Origin of the sequence: Arthrobacter sp. MMS18-M83 (assembly GCF_026683955.1) — a bacterium.
Classification (GTDB): Bacteria; Actinomycetota; Actinomycetes; order Actinomycetales; family Micrococcaceae; genus Arthrobacter.
Genome location: NZ_CP113343.1, coordinates 918563 through 936058, shown reverse-complemented (window position 1 = coordinate 936058; position 17496 = coordinate 918563). Strand labels below are relative to the sequence as shown.

Below are 17496 nucleotides of genomic sequence, written 5' to 3'. Positions count from 1 at the left end.
AATTGGGGGAGCGCTCATTGAAGGGGGCAGCAATGACTGGCAATGGTGCGGAGCGCGATGAGTGCGTTATGGACGCGATCTTCCGAGCGTTCGACGAGACTGGACTCGAGAGCATCTCACGCGAAGATCTTGTCGTCAGGATTGACAGCCTGGATCCTGAGCAGGCTAACGATTCCGTTGATATTTTGGCCGCCCGCGGCCAAATTACGCGCAAGCTTTTTTTCGGCGGCGGGTGGCTTGTCACGGGCATGTCCGACCACGAGATTCTGAAGAGGTACGAAGCGAAGGGAATCGACGTCGGCGCGGAACAGCGCAGACTACTGAAAACAATCGACGAACAGGGCTCGGTTTCGGCCCTCGACACGGTTCCGGATGTTCTTGTGCGGACAATAATCCGTGTTTTCCTGGGTCGCAATTTTATTCAGGGCTCGCTCATGTATGGAGGATCGTTCGCCGGACACCTCACGGCGACGGGTCGACGATGGCTTGAAGAGCAGGACGAATTGACCTATTAGCCCATTCGAAAGACGAGGACACCGGTTTCTGACGGTCGCCCGCTCGGGCGAACCGAGACAGCCATGGAATCCGTTAGTCGATCCTTCACCGGACACCTGTGGCGCTAAGCGTCGAGGCTACCTGGGGCCCACTCACTGTCCTAAGATGCTTCAATCTGTCGGTCGTCAATATTCAGTATCGGCCATTCGTTATGGCTGGATTGGCCATCTCTCAAACGGGTCTGGACGAATTTTCCTAGCCAATGCCCGATGTGCCTGTTACGAAGTCGAGCTGGGCCTAGTACGGTCGGTCCATGAAGGGCCCTGAAAGACCAAAGCGCTTGGCGTCAAGGATGACGCGTGGAGGCTTCCGCGGCCTGTTTGTCGTCTGGACTTTCATAGCCGTGACACAGGTGATCTTTCTGGTTCTCAGAGGTGCTGAGGGGAGAGGCTGGGTCGTGGGCAACTATCTGTCGCTCGCCACTGTGCAGCCGTGGCGGGTCTTGCGTATCTGTTTTACGTTCGCCGCCACGACAAGCACTTATGGGATGAGGAGGAAGCCCACAGGGCCGAGTGGGACCGTCGGGGCGGCAACTATAGCCGACGTCTCAATGCTGTTTCTCGGCGTGCTTCCTACGCGGCCTCCGTCGGGTAGGCGCCAGCGGCCTTCAGGCCAATGACCGAACCACTTACTTCAATGACGCCTCTGTCCGTCTTCAAGAAAACAACAGTTCTGCCGCGGCCGAGATGCCAGGGAGCCGCAACTGGAGTCCTCAGACCTCCACATCGGGTGTAATCCGCGCGTCGGTCCCGAAACCGCAACGCCCCTATCCAGGAGGTCCTTGACCGGGCAGCTGTCGACAGGGAGGCTTGGCGCATGGCAACCCGATACCTTCGAGGCGTCGCCGCAGCGGCGGCCGCCGTGGCGGTGCACTGGGTTTATCCGGGATGGCTGCACACCTTGATCCGGCCAGCGTCGCGCGCAGGGTTGCTGCTCCTGATAGGGCTTCTGTCCGGTGGGTGCACGCCCACCCAGCCGCCAACCCCAACCGGTACCGTCCCCCCGAACAGCCCGGCCGACTACATCGCGCTGCTGTTCACCTATCGGACCGACCCGACATCGAACTCGATCACCGTCACTGCCGGTTACGGTGCATGCGACACGTTCAAATCCGCAGAAGCCAAGGAACAGGCAGACTCCGTCACCATCACCATCACCGTGCACCGAGAACCGGATTCCTCGAGCACCTGTCAGATAGCCAAAAACCATGACATCACCCTCACGCTGAGGGCCCCGCTCGGGACCAGAAATGTAATCGCCGCCGGGGGTGAGACGATCGCGACGGCCAAACCAACACCCTGACCGCAACAGACGGCAGCCAACCCAATCTCCGGAGATCCACCAATTGTCATGCTGGGCGCGGCTCCAACGAGTCCCTCACCGTGTCCCGGCGAGGGATCCTCCACCGAACACAAATGGTCCGTCTAGGGTCACTTGCCAGCGTCCATGACACCGGTCCGTCTCTTGCCTCGCATGGCTTCGAGTTGGAGTATTGTTACCGGGGTCAGGCTAGCTCTTATTTGGGGTGGTGTCGGTAGGGGACTCGGTCGATCTCGACGGCCTGAGCGTGGCATACGAATGCTCTGGCAATGGGCCACCGCTGGTCCTGCTGCATGGCTATGTCGGAGACGGCCCCACTACCTGGCAGCGCCAGCTTGAAGATCTTTCGGATGAATTCATGGTGGTCGCCTGGGACGCTCCCGGGGCCGGGCGGTCCACCGACCCTCCGGAGGACTTCGGCATCGCCGGGTACGCGGACTGTTTAGCCAAATTCATCGATCGTCTCAATCTGCGGAATCCGGACATCGTCGGGTTGTCCTTCGGCGGAGCACTAGCAATTGAGTTTAGCCGGCGCCACCCAAGTGTCCCGGCGAGTCTGGTTCTTGCGTCCGCTTATGCCGGGTGGGCGGGTTCGCTGCCCCGTGAAGCGGCCCAGCAGCGCCTGCAGCAGGCCCTGGCGTTGTCCGAGCTTGCCTCCGACAAATTGGTGGACGCCCTCTTGCCCACCATGTTCGCGGCGTCGGCACCCCCCGAACTGGTTGACGCATTCGGCGCTGCAATCCGACGGGTCCACCCCGCAGGTTTTGGCCAGCCGTTTTCCGCGACGCGGACATTGTTCAGGATCTGCCGGGTGCCGGTGCTCATCACCGGCACCGTCAGCCATTCCTGGGTCCCGGCCCGGGACTTGAGCAGCTGGCGGGCATGGAATTCCTGCCGGGTGAACTGGACACTGTCGTACGCGACGTACACGTCGGAGCCTAGGACCTTGGCCATGAGTTTGAGCCAAGGCATGAAGTTGGGCTGGTGGACCGAGACAATCACCATCAGAACACCGCCCGGTGGGGGAGGAATCCTTCGGCGGCCTCGGCGGAAATTTCCCGGCCCCGCAGCCGGGTCTGCAGTTCCAGGCCCTCGGGGCTTCCATGGAAGAGCGGCCCCCTGAGCTGGGAAGCATGGGCGCGCAGGGCATCGAGCTTGACGGTCAGGAAATCGCTGACATCGATGTACAGGCTCGGGTGGAACCGTTCGGCTCTGGGGCCCAGAACAGGCTGGTGTTGTCGTAGCCGAGCACGAAGGGGATGAAATGGCGTTCGGACCGCAGCCCGGGACGGGCCGCGGTCATGCAGGCACGGAACAGGGCCTCATGATCCTGGTTGTAACTCATGGAAGGAATGAACAGCATCGTGGGCTGGACATTCTCCACCGCCAGACGGGCATCACGTTCGATCAGCCTGACCAGGTCCTTGCGGGGAACGGTGTCAAGGGCCAGGTGCATCGATTCCCCGGTGTACATCACTTCCCAGTCATCGACCTTCAACAGTTCCATTACCGCGGCGAATTCCCGCAGCCGTGTCTGCGCGCTGACACGGTGCATCATCTCGCCGTGACCCGCCGGGCCATAATGATCAACGCCGCCCGGGGACCCCAGCAGCACATAGGCTTCACCGCCCAGGGACTTGATTCTCGCGATCGTTCCGGCACAGCCGTAGCTCTCGTCATCGGCATGCGGTGCGATGACCAGCACACGCTGCCCGGATAAAAACCTGTCCCCCCAAACCTGCTCCATCCTTAGCCTCCCGGACCGATCCATGGCTGTGCCGCCCCCGATAACCGATGCCCCAGCATAGAAGCCAGCCGATGGGTTCCGCACGAGTGCCACCACCTGAATCCGGACACCCGCACACCCCCGGACACGAGGTCAGATACCTGCCCCGACCGGAATCCGGCCCGCGCCAATCCGAGCAGGTGGATCGGGACCGGCTCAGGCACCCGGTGAAATGAACACCCTGCGATCTGGCTCGGGACCGTCCGAAAAACGGTGTGTGGGTCCGGCCGGTTTTCATTAGTGAGTGGTTCTTTCAAACCGGACGGCGAAGGTAATCGCGAAGCCGTTCAGCGCAGGCTTCCACCCCGTGACCCAGCGTGCCCGACCGCCGTGGGCAGGATCAAAGGCCCTGGTGACCAGATACAGGCATTTCAGGGCAGCGGCCTCGTTCGGAAAAGTGCCCGCGGGCCCTCACTGCCCCGTACGGTACCGGGCGTTGATCGACTCGAACGCGATCGACGATCGCGTGTGCAGATCACCAGCCGTATCTCCACGTCGTGCTCGCGCGGCGACTTCGCCGGTGGTCAGCCCCCAGAGGAAGAGCGAGAGCGCGATCCGGTCGATCCCGTCCAGACGTCGTTTCCGCGTGGGCACGATCACCGGCTCGAACGAGCCGTCCCGATCCCGGGGCACCTCAATCTCGGCCAACACGGTCTTGGACCGGGTGCCGTTGCGCCTGTTCGCTGCGATCGGTCTCTGGCCATGCTCGTGCCCGAGGTGCTGGGTCAGTTCCGGTTCCAGCGCGGTCTCCAGCACGTTCCTCGTGAGCTGGTTCAGCAGCCCGCCGGGGCCTTCCAGGCTCACGCCCTGATCCCTGTCCTGTGCGAGCAACCGCTCGGCAAGCTCCTGCTGATCGATGATCTCTCCCGTCACAGGATCGATCATCACCCTTTACATCTTGGTCGTGGACTCCGATCCGGGTGTCTCTTTTCGGATCAGGCCGGACCCTACACACATTATTCAGGCGGCCCCGCCCGGCCTCGGCCGAGGGACTCGGCGTAAGCGAGTAGCTGGATCCGGGTAGTCGGGTGGTTGGGCAACCCACCGTTGAGTGCTGTGCAAATGAGATGGGTGGCGCCCACTCGTGTTTGGGCTGCCGCGCGTGCATAGGCTGGTTGTCTCGTAAGGTCCTGAGCATGTGTTCGCATGAGCCTCGACCTGTGCAGCGAACCTGGGTGAAGGGGTTTTGGGGATGGAATCGAAAAGGTTGGGCGAGCCGGCCGTGATGCCCTTGCTTTCATTGGCCGCGGTTACCCGGAGCGCCCCGCAGGAGGCGAAGGCCGCATTCGTCTACCCTTCGACCGGCAAGCCTGCAATCATTGCACCGCCGGCTCGTCATTCAGCGACGTCGCCCGGGCCAGCCACTTCTACAAGGAGATCTCTTGACTGCCCCGGGAACTGACCGGATCAGCGGCCCGGGGCACAGTTTCGGGAGGCGTTCCTTCCTCATTGGTGCAGGTGCGGGGACCGCTGTGACCGCCACGGGGTTGAACGCGGCAAACCACCGCACGGACGGTGCCCCGGTTCAGGCTGGGTCACGCGTCGTGGACTTCCGCGGCGCCAACCAGGCAGGTATTTACCGGCCCGCCGTCCAACAGGCCCAGGCCTGCTTCGCCTCTTTCAAGGTCCTGGTACGGGGCCGGAGCGAGCTGAAGGGCCTGCTTCAGATCCTCACCGTCAAAGGCTCCCAACTGGCCATCGGACGGGCCGCCGGCGCACTGCCAGCCAACTCCGGTGTCTTGGGAGAGGATGTCCCGGCAGATTCATTCACCATGACCGTCGGTCTGGCCGGCAGTGTCTTCGACAACCCATCTTTCGGTCTGGCCCATCAGAAGCCCGTGGGCCTGACCTCGATGAAAGTCTTCCGCAACGACATCCTGGACCCCGCGTGGACTGGCGGAGATCTGATCCTGCAGCTCTGCGCCGACTCAACCGACATGATCCATTACGCGCTACGGGACATCGCCAGAGCCACTCGGGGGCTGATGCAGTTGCAATGGAAAATCAACGGCTTCCATTCCGCGCCCCGCCCCGCTGGCAGCCCGCGGAACCTCTTCGGATACAAGGACGGGATCGTCAACCCTGCTCCGGAGGAATCCCTGGTCTGGCTCACCAAGGACTCAGGCCAACCCGACTGGGCCGTGGGCGGGACCTTTCTGGTCGTACGTCTGATCCGCATGCGCGTCGAACTCTGGGACCGTGTCGGACTGCGCAAACAGGACAACATGATCGGCAGGCACCGCGCCACCGGCGCGCCCCTGGGCGCCGCCAACGAGACCGACACCCCCGACTACGCCAACGACCCGAAAGGCCGAATAATACCCCTGGACGCGCACATCCGCCTCGCCAACCCTCGCACCAAAGACACCGACCGGTCACGGTTCCTGCGCCGCGGTTACAACTACGACCTTGGCCTGGACCCCGACGGGAACCTCCATTCGGGTCTGATTTTTGCCGCCTATCAACAGAACATCCAGCACCAGTTTGAAGCCACCCAGATAAGACTGATCAACGAACCCCTGACGGACTATGTCCAGCCCTTCGGCGGCGGGTACTTCATCGCGCTGCCCGGCGTCACTAGCCCGGACGGCCATCTCGGCGCAACTCTTTTCACCTAGGACCATGGCAGACACCTGTGACTGACCGGGGCTGCCCCGTTTCCCGGTTCCTTTCCCCGCCCTCTTCTAAGTCCTTCAAGAACCGCCACCTCGCCACAGGACCATCTAGCCAATCTCCTCAGGCGCTGAGCGGGCGACAGCCATATGCCGGGATTTTTAATCCGTCGTTTATGTCCCCTCGCTCACGGCGTGGTTCTGTGACATGGCGGGAACCGCGTGTAACCACTCTTAATCACCGGTGTGCGTGGAGGATCAACCGGGTAACGCTCACTCGTGTCGGGACGGTTTCGGCCCAGTACTATCGCCGGACCGGGGCATCGAGCAAAAGCGGTAACGGTCCCCGGCGGAATCCGACGGGTTTTGGCCAGCGTCCGGGCCTCGTAAGAAGGGGGAACATTGTTTGCATGGGTTGCCCCGAGCCGTGACGATAGTTTTACGTCCCGCACCGCTGTACTAAACCGGCAAAAGTACCAATCCACCTACCCCGCAGTCATGGAACAAGACTGCCGCGGGTACCGCGAATGTGACGATTGAGGGATGTTATGCGCAACTTTCCCTTCCCGCGTGCCGGTACGCCCCGATTGCTGCGCCTCGGGGCTACCGGCCAAGTAGTACTGCTCTTTATGCTGATTCTGGGCGGAGCCCAGCTGGCCATCCGGGGCCCGCTGACCACTATTCTTGCCGCTTCGACGCAGAAGGCCTACGTCGCCAATGGCGCCAGCGACACGGTCTCGGTCATCGACGTCGCTACCAACACCGTGGTGGCGACGATCGCTACGGATCCCTACCCGGTAGGGATCGCTGCGTCGCCCGACGGCGCGCATGTCTACACTGCGAACAACGTGGGCGATTCGATCTCGGTCATCGACACCGGCACGGCTCTGGTCTCCCAGACCATTTCACTGCCGGTTGGCACCGGTCCTTTCGGCGTCGCCGTCTCACCGGACAACCAGCGCCTTTACGTCGCCGGCTACGGACCCGTGGCCGGGGGAACGGGCGCGGCAGCGCCCCCGTTTTACCGCAGCGACGCCGATATGCGCAGCGAGGCGTATGCGACGACGGCGCAGAACACTGTCTTCGTCATCGACACGGCGTCAGGCACGGTGACGAATACGGTCCTGGTGGGCACCAACCCGCACAGCCTTGTTGTCAGCCCGGACGGGGCAAACCTCTACGTGACAAACACCGTCGACCGCACCGTCTCGGTGGTCAGCACAGCCACCCTTGGAGCCGTTGCGACCATCCCCGTGCAGGCAGATCCCTACGGCATCGCGATCACACCGAACGGGTCCACCGTCTACGTGGCCAACGACGCGGACAGCACCGCCTCGGTGATCGACACCAGTACCAACTCGGTCGTGGCGACCGTCCCGATCGGAACTGCACCGTACGGCGTCGTGGTTAATCGCGCGGGGACTCTGGCGTACATCACGAACGCGGTGGACCACACCATCTCGGTCATCGATACCGGGACAAACTCGGTCGTGGGAACAGTGCCGGTTGCCGGCATCGAGCCATACGGGATCTCGATCACCAGCGACGGTCGCTACGTTTACTCCACCCTGTGCGAGGACGGCAAGATCTCCGTCACCGACACTGCCACCAACACCGTCGTAGCCACAGTCATGGTCGGCGCCGGTCCCCAGGATGTCGTGATTCCTCCCGCGCGGTGACCGCAAAGCGCCTTCGTTCTGGTTTGTAAGTCCGCATAACGAATACACGGGTATCCGGGTAGCCCCAGTAGTCAGGGTAAATGTCGAGACCGGATTTTCTTCGAAGGACTCTGGAGTCGATAGTGGAGTCGTCGTGGAAATCGAAGGTGCTGTCGGAACTGGACGTCTCGGACGATTTCACTTTCCCTCGGCCGATCCAGGACGATCGTGGCCACGTGACGGTCGGATTGCAAAACCTTGAAGACTAACTCCCCTCCGCAAACGACCATCCGGTGAGGGATTCTCCACCGGGGACTCCGTCATGGCGCAGTTTCTTGGCTGTTGTGTCCAGGGGCGGCCCGGAGATCCGCGGCGAGCCGTCGGACCGGTGGGAGGCGTTCGTTTGCGGCGAGTACCCTGGTGGTGATGAGGCCCCGGATCTGGTCGTGTATCTGTTCTGCCGGCGTTCCGCCGGTCGTGGAAAGGGTGATGATCATGGCGCGGTCTTGATGGTGTGTTGCCGGGCCCGGGCGGTCCAGGGAACGGCCGTGAGTGCAACGCTGAAGCAGAGCACCGCGCCAAGGCACATGGCCACGAAGCTGCCGGCGGACAGGAAGGAGCCCAGTGCGGCAAACGGGGACCCCGCTGTGACCACTCCGGCGGTGTGAGTAGGGAATGAAACTCGGATCGAGGACGTGCCAGCTGCGCCGTGGCCGCTCCGGCTCCTTCGTCTACATAGTCGTTGTCGGGTGCCACCTGACGCCCATCACAGCCCCATGGACCGCAGGTCGATGGCCTCGAGCCCTTCGGCAACGCGCGCTTGGCCGCCACGGTTCCTGCAAAGGAAATCACCGTTGGGGAGGCAGCGTCGGGCGTCAGCATGCCCTGGAAGGTCCTTGGTTTCGTGGACGGAAACAAAGGTGGTGACCGTCTCCCGACTTCTTCAGATAAAGGCAAAACCCGCGAAGTGGACTCGCGACCGTCGCTTTGAGTATTCGCCAGGCGGACGGGCTGTGGCTGGATTCCATTGACAAGCTGCGGTCCAGCCGCCACTTCCCTCCATGCGCCCTTAGCGTCCGATTTTTCCGTTTTCTGAAGCCCTTGAAGGTCTCTCGGGTCCTGTGCTAAACCAAACGGGTACCCGGCTGGGCACGCGTTCGAGAAGGAGGATCCATGTTCTACGCGAGAAGGACTGTTACCAAGGCCTCACCCGATAGGCTCGATACCGCGATCAAGATCGTCCAGGAGCAAGTCATCCCCGCTGCCCAAGGAATCCCGGGATTCATGGGCGGCTACTGGCTCGCTGACCGCGGTACCGGAGACGGTGTTTCGTTCACTTTCTTCGACAACAAGGAGGCGCTCGAGACAAGCCGACCGGCAGCGGACCAGATCCGGACCGATGCCACCCAGGCGATCGGCGCCGAGGTGGTATCGGTGGACCATTTTGACGTACTGGCGAACACCGGCGAAAAGGTGCACGAGACCGCAACTCATGCTCGCCTTGCGGAAACCAGCGGCAGCGCAGATGCCGTTGAGACAGCCGCCAAACAGATCAAAGAAAACGTCATCCCGGCGGCTCGCCAGCTCCCCGGTTTCCAGGGCGGATTCTGGTTGATCAATCGCGACTCCAACCAAGCCACTGGGGTGACACTCTTCGACTCCGCCTCGAGTCTCGAAGCCTCGCTCGCTCCCGCAGAGAAGATCCGCAGCGCAACTAACGACGCTGGCGCCATGGTGGTTGAGTTCCGCCACTACGAGATCATCGCGAGGGCGCTCACGCCGGTGAAGTCAACGTAATCATCGGAGACCAGAGCGAAGTTACGTCGGGCTGGCTGCCCGGAGCCACGTGGTTCCGGGTAGCCAGCCCGTTTTGAGGAGACCACAGATAGCGGAAAAACCGTACGGCAGGACGTCCGGGCAGTGTCTCGAAAGGGTCGGACCGGGACCCGCCCTGTGGGACCTTCCCCGCCGATCAGCTGTCAGTTTCCGAAGTCGACAACCCGGATCATCGAAGCCGGCTTTGAAGGCGTCCGTTGAGGGATCCCATACAGGGCTTTCGGCGGTGAGTATCACCAGGCCTGGTCGAACCACCAGGTCTCCAGGCGTCCTAGTCAAGACGTTGTGGTCTTTCGGGGGGCAGCGCCCCCTCGCGGCGACGATTCTTTTTCCGACCACTCGGTCTGGGCCTAGTCCCTCTCCAGCACCGCCAGACCTCGATTGAATGATGCAGCGACCGGCTTGCCCTTGGACTTGCGGATCATCGTGCAGATCAGCCGCCCCAGCACAGTGCTGCCGGTGCGGTCCCAGGTGACGTGAACGACGCTGCCACCGTCGCGGGCGGGGCGGACCGTGGCTGCGACGTAGCTGCCCGGCGCGGAGAAGTTGCTCTCCTGGACCGTCCAGCGCACGGTGTGCGGGTCAGACCAGTCGTAGTGCTCGCGCGCCCAGACCTTCCCGCCTGGAACCTTGGTGCCCTCGCGCACTTCCGCGGTGGTCTCGCCGACCGAGTAGACCTCATACATCGAAGGCTCGATGCCCGGCCACACCTGGGGGCGCCGTTCAGAGAACTCGATCAGCGCCGTGCGCACCTTGTCTGGACTTGCAGTTGTCTCAAGATCGAATTCGATCGTGCTCATGTGTCCAGCATCCCACCTGAGCCTCCGATCCCGCTATCATCACAGCACGTTTGGGTATCCTTACGGACAACGGTCAATTCCTCTGGTCGCCCGGAGACATTCGTAATCCGATTAGTGCATGGAACGCAAGATGCACGGACGGGAAGTCTCGGAGACCGAGATCGATCGGTGGGTCGAGGAAGCCGAGGCCGGTTACGAGCTTGAGGAGCTGAAGGCGCGGATGAGGCGCCCTGCCCGGGGGCGGAGGCATCTCAGGTCGTTCCCGTACGGCTGACGGTCGACGAGCTTGCAGCGGTGATGGCACGCGCCGAGCGCGAGGACCTCAACCGGTCCGAGGCGATCCGCGCCGCCTTGGCCGCTTGGTCACACGCGGCGTGAACATCCGCCGCTCCGGACGTAAGCATGGGATCAGCTCCGCTGACGGGATCGAGGCGGCGAGCTGGTCGCTGGTATCAGTCCCCAAACAAGGCCTTCCCTGCGTCCCGCAAAGCTGAAGAGTAGCGGGCCGCCGGAAACACCGGGGACGCCGAGGAGTTCGACAACCTCGCCAATGTCGTCCGCGGCTGGCAGATGACCGCCGAATCCACACCCAAGACCCAGGAACCGAACCTGGCCGCGCAGACGCGGGTCGGTGATGAAGCCCTCTTCGGCCGCGACGAAGGCCTGGAAGAACGGCTCGCTGACGGCAGACGTGCCGGCAGGTAAGGGCGGCCCGGGTGACTCTTAGTGACCGGCCGTGATCGCCGCCAGCAGCGCTGTCCCGTCGGGGGTGCCTAGCCCGGTGCAGGGATCCCAACCGGCCGCGGCCTGGTAGGTGCCGTTGTTTCCTGTGGTGACGTCATGGAACCCGGAAGTCCGGCTGTAAAGCGGGGGCTGGATCAGACCGATACGACGGTTCGTTGACTGGGTCAGCAGGGTGACGAGTGCTGCCCAGAGAGGTGCGACGGCGCTTGTGGCGCCGATGACCATGTCTTTGCCGTCTGCCGTTCATATGTCTCCGAAGCTGGTTTGGAGGCGCGTAGGCTCGGCACTATGACAATCAACGCTTCATCCGACCGTGTCCGACGACTGGGTGGCTGGCTGCCCGAGCGACAAGACGACCTTGAGGAATGGATTGCCGGTCACCGGGAACGGGCGGAGGCCCGGGGAGAAGATGCTCTTCTGCATCCTGTGATCGTGGAATTCAAGGAACTGATCGCGAGCGATCCGGTTGTCCGCCTCTACATGACGGAGATGATCGAGCAGGTTCCGACGTCGAAGCCCTACCGCAAACGGCACCTCACGAGCGTTGACCAGATGCTTCTACTGATCAACGAGGTCCTGACGACTGCACCCGAGTTCAGCGAAGGCGGCATGGTCACCACGCCGTTGACGGCGATCCTCGATTGGACCATGGGAACCAAGGCCGGGTTCGCGGCCCACCGCGACCCGCGGATCGTCGCCATGTTCCGCAAGATCCTGGACGCCTGGTGCGTGTTCCTGACCAGCGAGGACTCGCTGTATGTGCTTAATGACTCGCCGTCCGGGTGGATGTCGCAGAAGGCGCGGCAGGTTGTCGGGATGGACGATTACCAACACGACGCCCTCGCCGAGCACTGGGGCTTCACGTCGTGGAACGACTTCTTCGCCCGCCGGCTCACATCGACCTCCAGGCCAGTCGCTGCACCCGAAGACGACAAGGTCATTGTCAGCGCCTGCGAGTCGACCCCGTACAAGATAAGCTCCCACGTTCAACGCCAGAGCCGGTTCTGGGTCAAGAACCAGCCCTACTCGCTCGATGACCTGCTCGCCCGCGACGAGTCGGTGGATCATTTTGTCGGCGGAACGGTGTACCAGGCGTTCCTGAGCGCGCTGAACTATCACCGCTGGCACGCTCCCGTCGCCGGAACGATCGTGCGGGCGTACCTCAAGGACGGCACCTACTTCTCCGAGGCGGAGTCAGAGGGGGCCAACGCCGTCGAGGCAACCCTCTCGCAGTCATATCTGGCCCATCTCGCGGCCCGCGCGATCATCCTGATCCAGGCCGACGACCCCGTCATCGGTCTCATGGCGGTGATCCCGGTGGGCATGGTCGAGGTCTCGTCCTGCGTCATCGCTCCGGAGATCGTCCCGGGCCACCATGTGAACAAGGGCGACGATCTGGGGTGCTTCCAGTTCGGCGGCTCGACGGAGTGCCTCGTCTTCCGGCCCGGTGTCATCGACCAGTTCGCGCTCACCGCTATCCCCCAACCGCAGGATCCGAACGCACCGCTCGTGCGAGTCCGGTCGAAGCTGGCGACCGTTAGATCTGAGGAGAACGCATGATTTCAACGGAGCGCTCCCTTGTACTCGCCGGAGGCGGAGTGGCGGGAATCGCCTGGCAGGCCGGTTTCCTCCTCGGCCACCAGGATGCCGGCCTGGTGCGGCGTCTCCTGACCCACTCGACGACTTTGCTCGGGACGTCTGCAGGGTCAACGGTCGCAGCCCAGATCGCTACCGGAAATACTCTCCAACAACTTTTAGACCGGCAGGTCACAGCGATGACCGCAGAGCTGAACGCCGCGATCGACCTGGCGCAGCCCTCGCCCGGGAAGCGGATACCCCACCCGCGTTCATCCGCATGCTGCCGCGGCGGGTCGGCTGGGCTGTCCTCGATTGACATGCCTGCAAGTCAACCACGGCGCATTGCCTGTGCTGGCCGTTCCCGGCCATGAAGAGGATAATCCGGACCACCTGCAACACCGGACGCCCTCCATCAGCGGATCAGAAGGAGCATCATGACCAAACACAGCGGACTTTCCAAAGCCAAAGACCACTCCGGGCCGACCGTGAAGTGGCTGGACAAACCAGAACAACACGACTATCCGGCCGCGGCCTCGTATCTCTCCCTTATCGCCGGCCCCAAAGCCGTCAGCCGGGCGGTCAAGGCCCTGGAACAGGCGGATACCGTGTCGTTTAAGGCCAAGGACCTTCTCCGTGCCGCCGGGCTGCCTCTGTTGCCGGCCGATGACCCGGACGTTGCCAAGGAACTGGGCCGGGTCAGGGCCGGTACGGCGCTCTCACCGTGCCTGGTGATCCGCGGCGGCAAGAAAGCCGGTACTGCTGCCAGGATCGCCGACGGCTACCATCGGATCTGTGCGTCCTATCATCTGAGCGAAGACACTGTCGTTTCCGCGCGTATCGCCGGATTCTAGGCCGCACGGATGCCGACACGCGGCACGGCAGGACGGCCCGGACGGCGGAGGCACCCGGGCCTCTCCCTCGAGGACCATCGCATGATTCGGGCCTTCAGCCAACCCGGCAACGGATCACGGCGCCTTTTCGGTGAGTTCCTCGGGACCTACCTTCTGGTGTTGGCCGCGGCCGGTGCCGACGTGGTAAACACCGCGACACACGGAGGGCTCGGGCACACAGCCATGGTGATGACGCCGGCGCTGATGATCATCGCCGTCGTTCTCTTCATCGGCCCCATTTCCGGGGCTCATCTGAACCCCGTCGTGACCCTGGCGTTCGCGCTGCGTCGGGACTTTCCCTGGCCACGAGTCCCTGGCTATGTGCTCGTCCAGGCTGCCGGAGCGATGCTCGCCTCAGCGACGCTCCTGGCCGTGTTTGGCCACTACGGCAAGGACGGGATGACCGTTCCCGGCCCGGAATTCTCCGACTACCAGGCATTCACCGTGGAAGTCCTGCTGACCGCGGGGCTCGTCAGCACCGTTCTCGCCGTCGCCTCCGGAGCGCAGAACGTGGGCGCCCTGTCGGCGTTCGGAATCGCCGCGTACATTGTCATGGCCGGCCTGTGGGCAGGCCCCGTGAGCGGCGCGTCAATGAACCCGATCAGGTCGTTTGCTCCTGACCTGATCACTGGAGATTTCAGCCGGTTCTGGATCTATGCCACCGGCCCGGTCGCAGGCTCCCTCCTCGCAGTGGCCATAGCGCGGGTCCTGCGGGGCCGGGGCGGGGAGGCCGCAGCCGAAAGGGCCGCCCAGGGGACCCTCCGCGGCTGAGCCATGGACGGCCAAGCACTATTGCGATTCCGGGCGTTGGCGGCGCCAGGCGGCGACCCAGGTCAGAGGATGCGTTCAGCGATACGGTCAGCGACGCGCAAAGCGTTGGCGATGATGGTCAGGGTCGGGTTCACAGCACCGATGGAAGGCATGAAACTGCCGTCGACGACATAGAGGTTGTCAAGGTCGTAGGCTTTGCAGTCCAGATCCAGAGCTGCAGCCGTGGGATCGGTTCCGAACCGGACGGTTCCTGCCTGATGGGCGGTGGCTGTGATGTCCATGTCTTTGTGGGGGTAGATGCTTCGCGCGAAGGAAGTCGAACGGGCATCGAGCCGGTTCAAAACGCCGTCGAAGGTTTTCCGAAGTCGGTTGACGCCCTCGGTATTGTTTTCGGGCTGAAGTGCCAGCCGGACGGACCCGTCGGCTTGCAGCGTCACCCGGCTCTCGGGCAAAGGAAGATCTTCAGCAGCCAACCAGAAATCAAGGGCGTGCGAGGCGACCGCCCCGAAGGCGGAGGTCGGTCCGAGCCCGAACGGTTTGGGCGCTTCGGCTTTGATCTGCCAGTCGTCGGACTTTCCCAGCATTTGGATGTTCCCCATGGGGTACTCCCATTCCGCACTGGGGCCGTAGAAATCGTTCAAGGCAAGTGTCTTCTGGAACACGGTGGGGTTGGGTTCTTTGGACACAGCCATCAAACCGACGTTGTTATGCCGCATGTAGTGCCGGCCGACGACGTCGGAGCTGTTCCCCAGCCCGCGCGGGTGCCGGTCGTTGGCTGACTGCAGCAGCAGAACCGATGAGAGGATCGACCCGGCGGAGAGGACCACGATGTCTCCGGCGAAGGTTCGGGAGCTTCCGTCCTCCATGGTGGTCTGGACCGCGGTGACTGTGCGGCCGGACTCATCGGTTATGAGGCGTTGGACGGTGGCCCGGGTGATCAGGGTCAGGTTCGGGTGGGAGGCCAGGGCCGGGTTCACCGCCGCTGTTTCCGCATCCGACTTAGCACCCAGAAGGCAGGGGAAGCCGTCGACCCGGTCACAGCGGATGCACGCCGAACCGACGGTGGCAGTGCCGTCCGGATTCTGGTCCAGATTGATGCCCAAAGGCAGGTGGAAGGGATGGAGTCCGAGTTTTTCGAGCCCATCAGAGAGCTCCTGAATCCGTTTTTCGTGTTTCACCGGCGCGTGCGCGTAGTCGTGGCTGGATGCCCCGGCGAAGGGGTCCTCCCCGTGGCGCCCGTGGACCATGAACTGGTGTTCGGCCTGGACATAGTAGGGTTCCAGCTCGGCATAGCTGATCGGCCATGCCGGTGAGATACCGCCATGGTGGCGGATTTGTCCGAAATCTGCCGGGGTAAGCCGGAATAGTGCGGCGCCGTAGACCTTTGAGTTGCCGCCTACGTAATAGTGCAGCCCGGGATGAAACGGTTTACCGGCCCGGTCATAGAAGGTTTCGGCTACTGTGTACCGACCCTTGGCGAACACTTCGCGGGAGTCCCAGTTGGCCCGCTCGCGTTTGAGGTAGTCCCCGCGTTCCAGAAGCAGGATCCGCTTGCCGGTCTGGGCCAACCTGCCGGCCAGGCTTCCGCCGCCGGGACCGCTGCCGATGACTACGACGTCGTACGCGTCCCCCGCGTCGCTGGAGTGCGTGTTCACAGGCCGACGCTTCCCTGCATGATGCCGCCATCGACGAAGACCGAGGTGGAGGTCATATAGGCGGAGGTGTCGGAGGCAAGCACGACGGCCATGCGGGCGATTTCCTCCGGCTTTGCCATGCGTCCGAGAGGGATGGCAGCATCCAGGGACTTCAGCTTCCCGGCGTCGGCCATGGTGGAGGCATTGATGGGTGTCTCCACCGCGCCAGGGCACAGGTTGAGGACGCGGATACCGTGCTGGCCAAGTTCGACGCCGGCCGTGCGCGTGAGCATCCGCATCCCGCCCTTGGCTACGCAATAGGCGGTATTGCCGGGCATCGGCCAATCCTCGTGGACGGAGGAAATATTCAAGATCACGCCGCCGTGGCCTTGGAGGATGAATTGTTTCGCCGCCAGCTGGGTGCCGAAGAACGCGCTTTTGAGGTTGATGTCGAGTACTTTCTGGTATTGCTCTTCCGAGGTCTCCAGCACAGAGGTCCGGGTTTCGATCCCCGCGTTGTTGACGAGCACATCCAAGCCACCGAAGGCCTCGACGGCCTTTTGCACGAGCGCCTGCAGACCCGCAACCGAGCTGATGTCCGCTTCCAGTCCGACGGCCTTCCCGCCGGCCGCCTGGACGCGGGCGATCAGGGATGAGGTCTCCTCGGGATGCGCCACGTAGTCGATGACAATGTTGGCGCCCGCAGCCGCGGCGGCGAGCACGATCGCCTCACCGATTCCACTGTTGCCGCCCGTCACGATGACTGTCTTGTCCTTTAGCAGCATGGCTGTGTTCCGTTCCGTTCGGTTGAGTGATCCGGCTGAGACCTGAACGCGTGAACCGGACGATGACCGTCCAGGAGCGCCCGGCGTGGATCTAGGGCTCATCGTACCCAGTCCAGCTGGGTGTGCAGCGTGTTCTTTGCCGCCACCGCTATGGGGGGTGCCGGTCTGGATGGACGTGTCGGGGCAGGCCCGTGGCCGTCGGCTCGTGGGTCTCCATCGATCCCGATCCTTCCTCACTCCGGATGCTCGCGAGCGCCGGGTTCGCACCGTTGGCCGCCATTCGCGGTTACCGGTCCCCTGAGGATGTTGAAAAGCGTCGGAATCTGAACATTTCCGCCGGTCGCCTTCATAGTTCCCCTGCGCCTGCTCCAGGCCCCGGCGCCGATAGGTAAGTTATCAGGGCGGGGTTTGGCACGTCATGCAGTTGGGGTGATTCGGCAACCGGGCCGGGGAGGTCGGGGCCAGCGGGTCAGCAGTTTCCGGAGTCGTTCTGATAGGGGATCCGCTGCTGGGCATGAGGGGCCGGA

At 63.1% G+C, this 17496-nt stretch carries 18 protein-coding genes and 4 pseudogenes; 13 read left to right on the top strand and 9 right to left on the bottom strand.

Features of this window, described 5'->3' with window-relative positions; genetic code table 11:
• Positions 1–32: 32 nt before the first annotated feature.
• The 3 genes and pseudogenes from OW521_RS04420 to OW521_RS24345 form a co-directional block, all read left to right on the top strand.
• Entirely contained in the window at positions 33–515 is a 483-nt protein-coding gene (locus tag OW521_RS04420; RefSeq protein ID WP_268023290.1) for a hypothetical protein, read from the top strand.
• An 856-nt stretch (positions 516–1371) separates the two neighbouring features.
• Entirely contained in the window at positions 1372–1857 is a 486-nt protein-coding gene (locus OW521_RS04415) for a hypothetical protein (protein ID WP_268023289.1), read from the top strand.
• 223 nt (positions 1858–2080) lie between these two features.
• Positions 2081–2650 (top strand): annotated as a pseudogene (locus tag OW521_RS24345) (alpha/beta fold hydrolase); the annotation flags it as partial.
• A gap of 50 nt (positions 2651–2700) precedes the next feature.
• Here the strand turns inward: OW521_RS24345 and OW521_RS24340 are convergent.
• The 4 genes and pseudogenes from OW521_RS24340 to OW521_RS24330 form a co-directional block, all read right to left on the bottom strand.
• Positions 2701–2829 (bottom strand): annotated as a pseudogene (locus OW521_RS24340) (WbqC family protein); the annotation flags it as partial.
• A gap of 208 nt (positions 2830–3037) precedes the next feature.
• The gene (locus OW521_RS04405; protein ID WP_268023285.1) at positions 3038–3622 is read right to left on the bottom strand and encodes a PIG-L deacetylase family protein; all 585 of its coding nucleotides are present in this window, start codon (positions 3620–3622) and stop codon (positions 3038–3040) included.
• 276 nt (positions 3623–3898) lie between these two features.
• Positions 3899–4164 (bottom strand): annotated as a pseudogene (locus tag OW521_RS24335) (transposase); the annotation flags it as partial.
• Between the two features lie 61 nt (positions 4165–4225).
• Positions 4226–4546 (bottom strand): annotated as a pseudogene (locus tag OW521_RS24330) (transposase); the annotation flags it as partial.
• A 497-nt stretch (positions 4547–5043) separates the two neighbouring features.
• Here OW521_RS24330 and OW521_RS04395 point away from each other — a divergent pair.
• Both OW521_RS04395 and OW521_RS04390 read left to right on the top strand, forming a co-directional pair.
• Positions 5044–6279 (top strand): Dyp-type peroxidase, encoded by a 1236-nt coding sequence (locus tag OW521_RS04395; protein ID WP_268023283.1) that lies wholly within the window; start codon positions 5044–5046, stop codon positions 6277–6279.
• Between the two features lie 542 nt (positions 6280–6821).
• On the top strand, positions 6822–7952 hold the full coding sequence (locus tag OW521_RS04390) for a YncE family protein (protein ID WP_268023281.1): 1131 nt from the start codon (positions 6822–6824) through the stop codon (positions 7950–7952).
• Between the two features lie 299 nt (positions 7953–8251).
• Here OW521_RS04390 and OW521_RS04385 read toward each other — a convergent pair whose 3' ends face one another.
• On the bottom strand, positions 8252–8428 hold the full coding sequence (locus tag OW521_RS04385; RefSeq protein ID WP_268023279.1) for a GntR family transcriptional regulator: 177 nt from the start codon (positions 8426–8428) through the stop codon (positions 8252–8254).
• 676 nt (positions 8429–9104) lie between these two features.
• On the opposite strand from OW521_RS04385, the gene OW521_RS04380 reads away from it, so the two are divergent.
• Positions 9105–9728, top strand: coding sequence for a hypothetical protein (locus OW521_RS04380; RefSeq protein WP_268023277.1), 624 nt, complete (start codon positions 9105–9107; stop codon positions 9726–9728).
• A gap of 389 nt (positions 9729–10117) precedes the next feature.
• Here OW521_RS04380 and OW521_RS04375 read toward each other — a convergent pair whose 3' ends face one another.
• Positions 10118–10567 carry a hypothetical protein gene (locus OW521_RS04375; RefSeq protein ID WP_268023276.1) on the bottom strand — a complete coding sequence of 150 codons (450 nt, stop codon included), beginning with the start codon at positions 10565–10567 and terminating at the stop codon, positions 10118–10120.
• 130 nt (positions 10568–10697) lie between these two features.
• On the opposite strand from OW521_RS04375, the gene OW521_RS24120 reads away from it, so the two are divergent.
• From OW521_RS24120 to OW521_RS04365, 3 genes are all read left to right on the top strand, one after another.
• Positions 10698–10841: a hypothetical protein gene (locus OW521_RS24120; RefSeq protein WP_326494004.1), complete on the top strand. Its 144-nt coding sequence runs from the start codon at positions 10698–10700 to the stop codon at positions 10839–10841.
• Between the two features lie 23 nt (positions 10842–10864).
• Positions 10865–10945, top strand: a complete 81-nt coding sequence (locus OW521_RS24325; RefSeq protein WP_442781261.1) for a hypothetical protein — start codon at positions 10865–10867, stop codon at positions 10943–10945.
• 192 nt (positions 10946–11137) lie between these two features.
• Positions 11138–11272 (top strand): hypothetical protein, encoded by a 135-nt coding sequence (locus OW521_RS04365; RefSeq protein WP_268023274.1) that lies wholly within the window; start codon positions 11138–11140, stop codon positions 11270–11272.
• An 18-nt stretch (positions 11273–11290) separates the two neighbouring features.
• On the opposite strand, the gene OW521_RS04360 is transcribed toward OW521_RS04365, so the two are convergent.
• Positions 11291–11536, bottom strand: coding sequence for a hypothetical protein (locus OW521_RS04360; protein ID WP_268023272.1), 246 nt, complete (start codon positions 11534–11536; stop codon positions 11291–11293).
• A 63-nt stretch (positions 11537–11599) separates the two neighbouring features.
• Between OW521_RS04360 and OW521_RS04355 the strand changes: the two genes are divergently transcribed.
• From OW521_RS04355 to OW521_RS04340, 4 genes are all read left to right on the top strand, one after another.
• Positions 11600–12871 (top strand): phosphatidylserine decarboxylase family protein, encoded by a 1272-nt coding sequence (locus OW521_RS04355; RefSeq protein ID WP_268023270.1) that lies wholly within the window; start codon positions 11600–11602, stop codon positions 12869–12871.
• Positions 12868–13260: a patatin-like phospholipase family protein gene (locus OW521_RS04350; protein ID WP_268023268.1), complete on the top strand. Its 393-nt coding sequence runs from the start codon at positions 12868–12870 to the stop codon at positions 13258–13260. The genes OW521_RS04355 and OW521_RS04350 overlap by 4 nt, the downstream gene beginning before the upstream one ends.
• Positions 13261–13323: 63 nt before the next feature.
• A complete protein-coding gene (locus OW521_RS04345; protein ID WP_268023266.1) occupies positions 13324–13740 on the top strand; it encodes a hypothetical protein in 417 nt (138 codons plus the stop codon).
• Between the two features lie 81 nt (positions 13741–13821).
• Positions 13822–14550, top strand: coding sequence for an MIP/aquaporin family protein (locus OW521_RS04340; RefSeq protein ID WP_268023264.1), 729 nt, complete (start codon positions 13822–13824; stop codon positions 14548–14550).
• 62 nt (positions 14551–14612) lie between these two features.
• On the opposite strand, the gene OW521_RS04335 is transcribed toward OW521_RS04340, so the two are convergent.
• The gene (locus tag OW521_RS04335; RefSeq protein ID WP_268023261.1) at positions 14613–16205 is read right to left on the bottom strand and encodes a GMC family oxidoreductase; all 1593 of its coding nucleotides are present in this window, start codon (positions 16203–16205) and stop codon (positions 14613–14615) included.
• Positions 16202–16969 (bottom strand): glucose 1-dehydrogenase, encoded by a 768-nt coding sequence (locus OW521_RS04330; RefSeq protein WP_268023260.1) that lies wholly within the window; start codon positions 16967–16969, stop codon positions 16202–16204. The genes OW521_RS04335 and OW521_RS04330 overlap by 4 nt, the downstream gene beginning before the upstream one ends.
• Positions 16970–17496: the final 527 nt, after the last annotated feature.

What these genes read in the sequence shown, in the direction of transcription:
- OW521_RS04345 (WP_268023266.1), top strand. Translation starts at nt 13,324, where the DNA reads ATGACCAAACACAGCGGACTTTCCAAAGCCAAAGACCACTCCGGGCCG.
- OW521_RS04375 (WP_268023276.1), bottom strand. Translation starts at nt 10,567, where the DNA reads ATGAGCACGATCGAATTCGATCTTGAGACAACTGCAAGTCCAGACAAG.
- OW521_RS04390 (WP_268023281.1), top strand. Translation starts at nt 6,822, where the DNA reads ATGCGCAACTTTCCCTTCCCGCGTGCCGGTACGCCCCGATTGCTGCGC.
- OW521_RS04415 (WP_268023289.1), top strand. Translation starts at nt 1,372, where the DNA reads ATGGCAACCCGATACCTTCGAGGCGTCGCCGCAGCGGCGGCCGCCGTG.
- OW521_RS24325 (WP_442781261.1), top strand. Translation starts at nt 10,865, where the DNA reads ATGGCACGCGCCGAGCGCGAGGACCTCAACCGGTCCGAGGCGATCCGC.
- OW521_RS04330 (WP_268023260.1), bottom strand. Translation starts at nt 16,969, where the DNA reads ATGCTGCTAAAGGACAAGACAGTCATCGTGACGGGCGGCAACAGTGGA.
- OW521_RS04355 (WP_268023270.1), top strand. Translation starts at nt 11,600, where the DNA reads ATGACAATCAACGCTTCATCCGACCGTGTCCGACGACTGGGTGGCTGG.
- OW521_RS04405 (WP_268023285.1), bottom strand. Translation starts at nt 3,622, where the DNA reads ATGGAGCAGGTTTGGGGGGACAGGTTTTTATCCGGGCAGCGTGTGCTG.
- OW521_RS04360 (WP_268023272.1), bottom strand. Translation starts at nt 11,536, where the DNA reads ATGGTCATCGGCGCCACAAGCGCCGTCGCACCTCTCTGGGCAGCACTC.
- OW521_RS24120 (WP_326494004.1), top strand. Translation starts at nt 10,698, where the DNA reads ATGCACGGACGGGAAGTCTCGGAGACCGAGATCGATCGGTGGGTCGAG.
- OW521_RS04420 (WP_268023290.1), top strand. Translation starts at nt 33, where the DNA reads ATGACTGGCAATGGTGCGGAGCGCGATGAGTGCGTTATGGACGCGATC.
- OW521_RS04385 (WP_268023279.1), bottom strand. Translation starts at nt 8,428, where the DNA reads ATGATCATCACCCTTTCCACGACCGGCGGAACGCCGGCAGAACAGATA.
- OW521_RS04365 (WP_268023274.1), top strand. Translation starts at nt 11,138, where the DNA reads ATGACCGCCGAATCCACACCCAAGACCCAGGAACCGAACCTGGCCGCG.
- OW521_RS04340 (WP_268023264.1), top strand. Translation starts at nt 13,822, where the DNA reads ATGATTCGGGCCTTCAGCCAACCCGGCAACGGATCACGGCGCCTTTTC.
- OW521_RS04380 (WP_268023277.1), top strand. Translation starts at nt 9,105, where the DNA reads ATGTTCTACGCGAGAAGGACTGTTACCAAGGCCTCACCCGATAGGCTC.
- OW521_RS04350 (WP_268023268.1), top strand. Translation starts at nt 12,868, where the DNA reads ATGATTTCAACGGAGCGCTCCCTTGTACTCGCCGGAGGCGGAGTGGCG.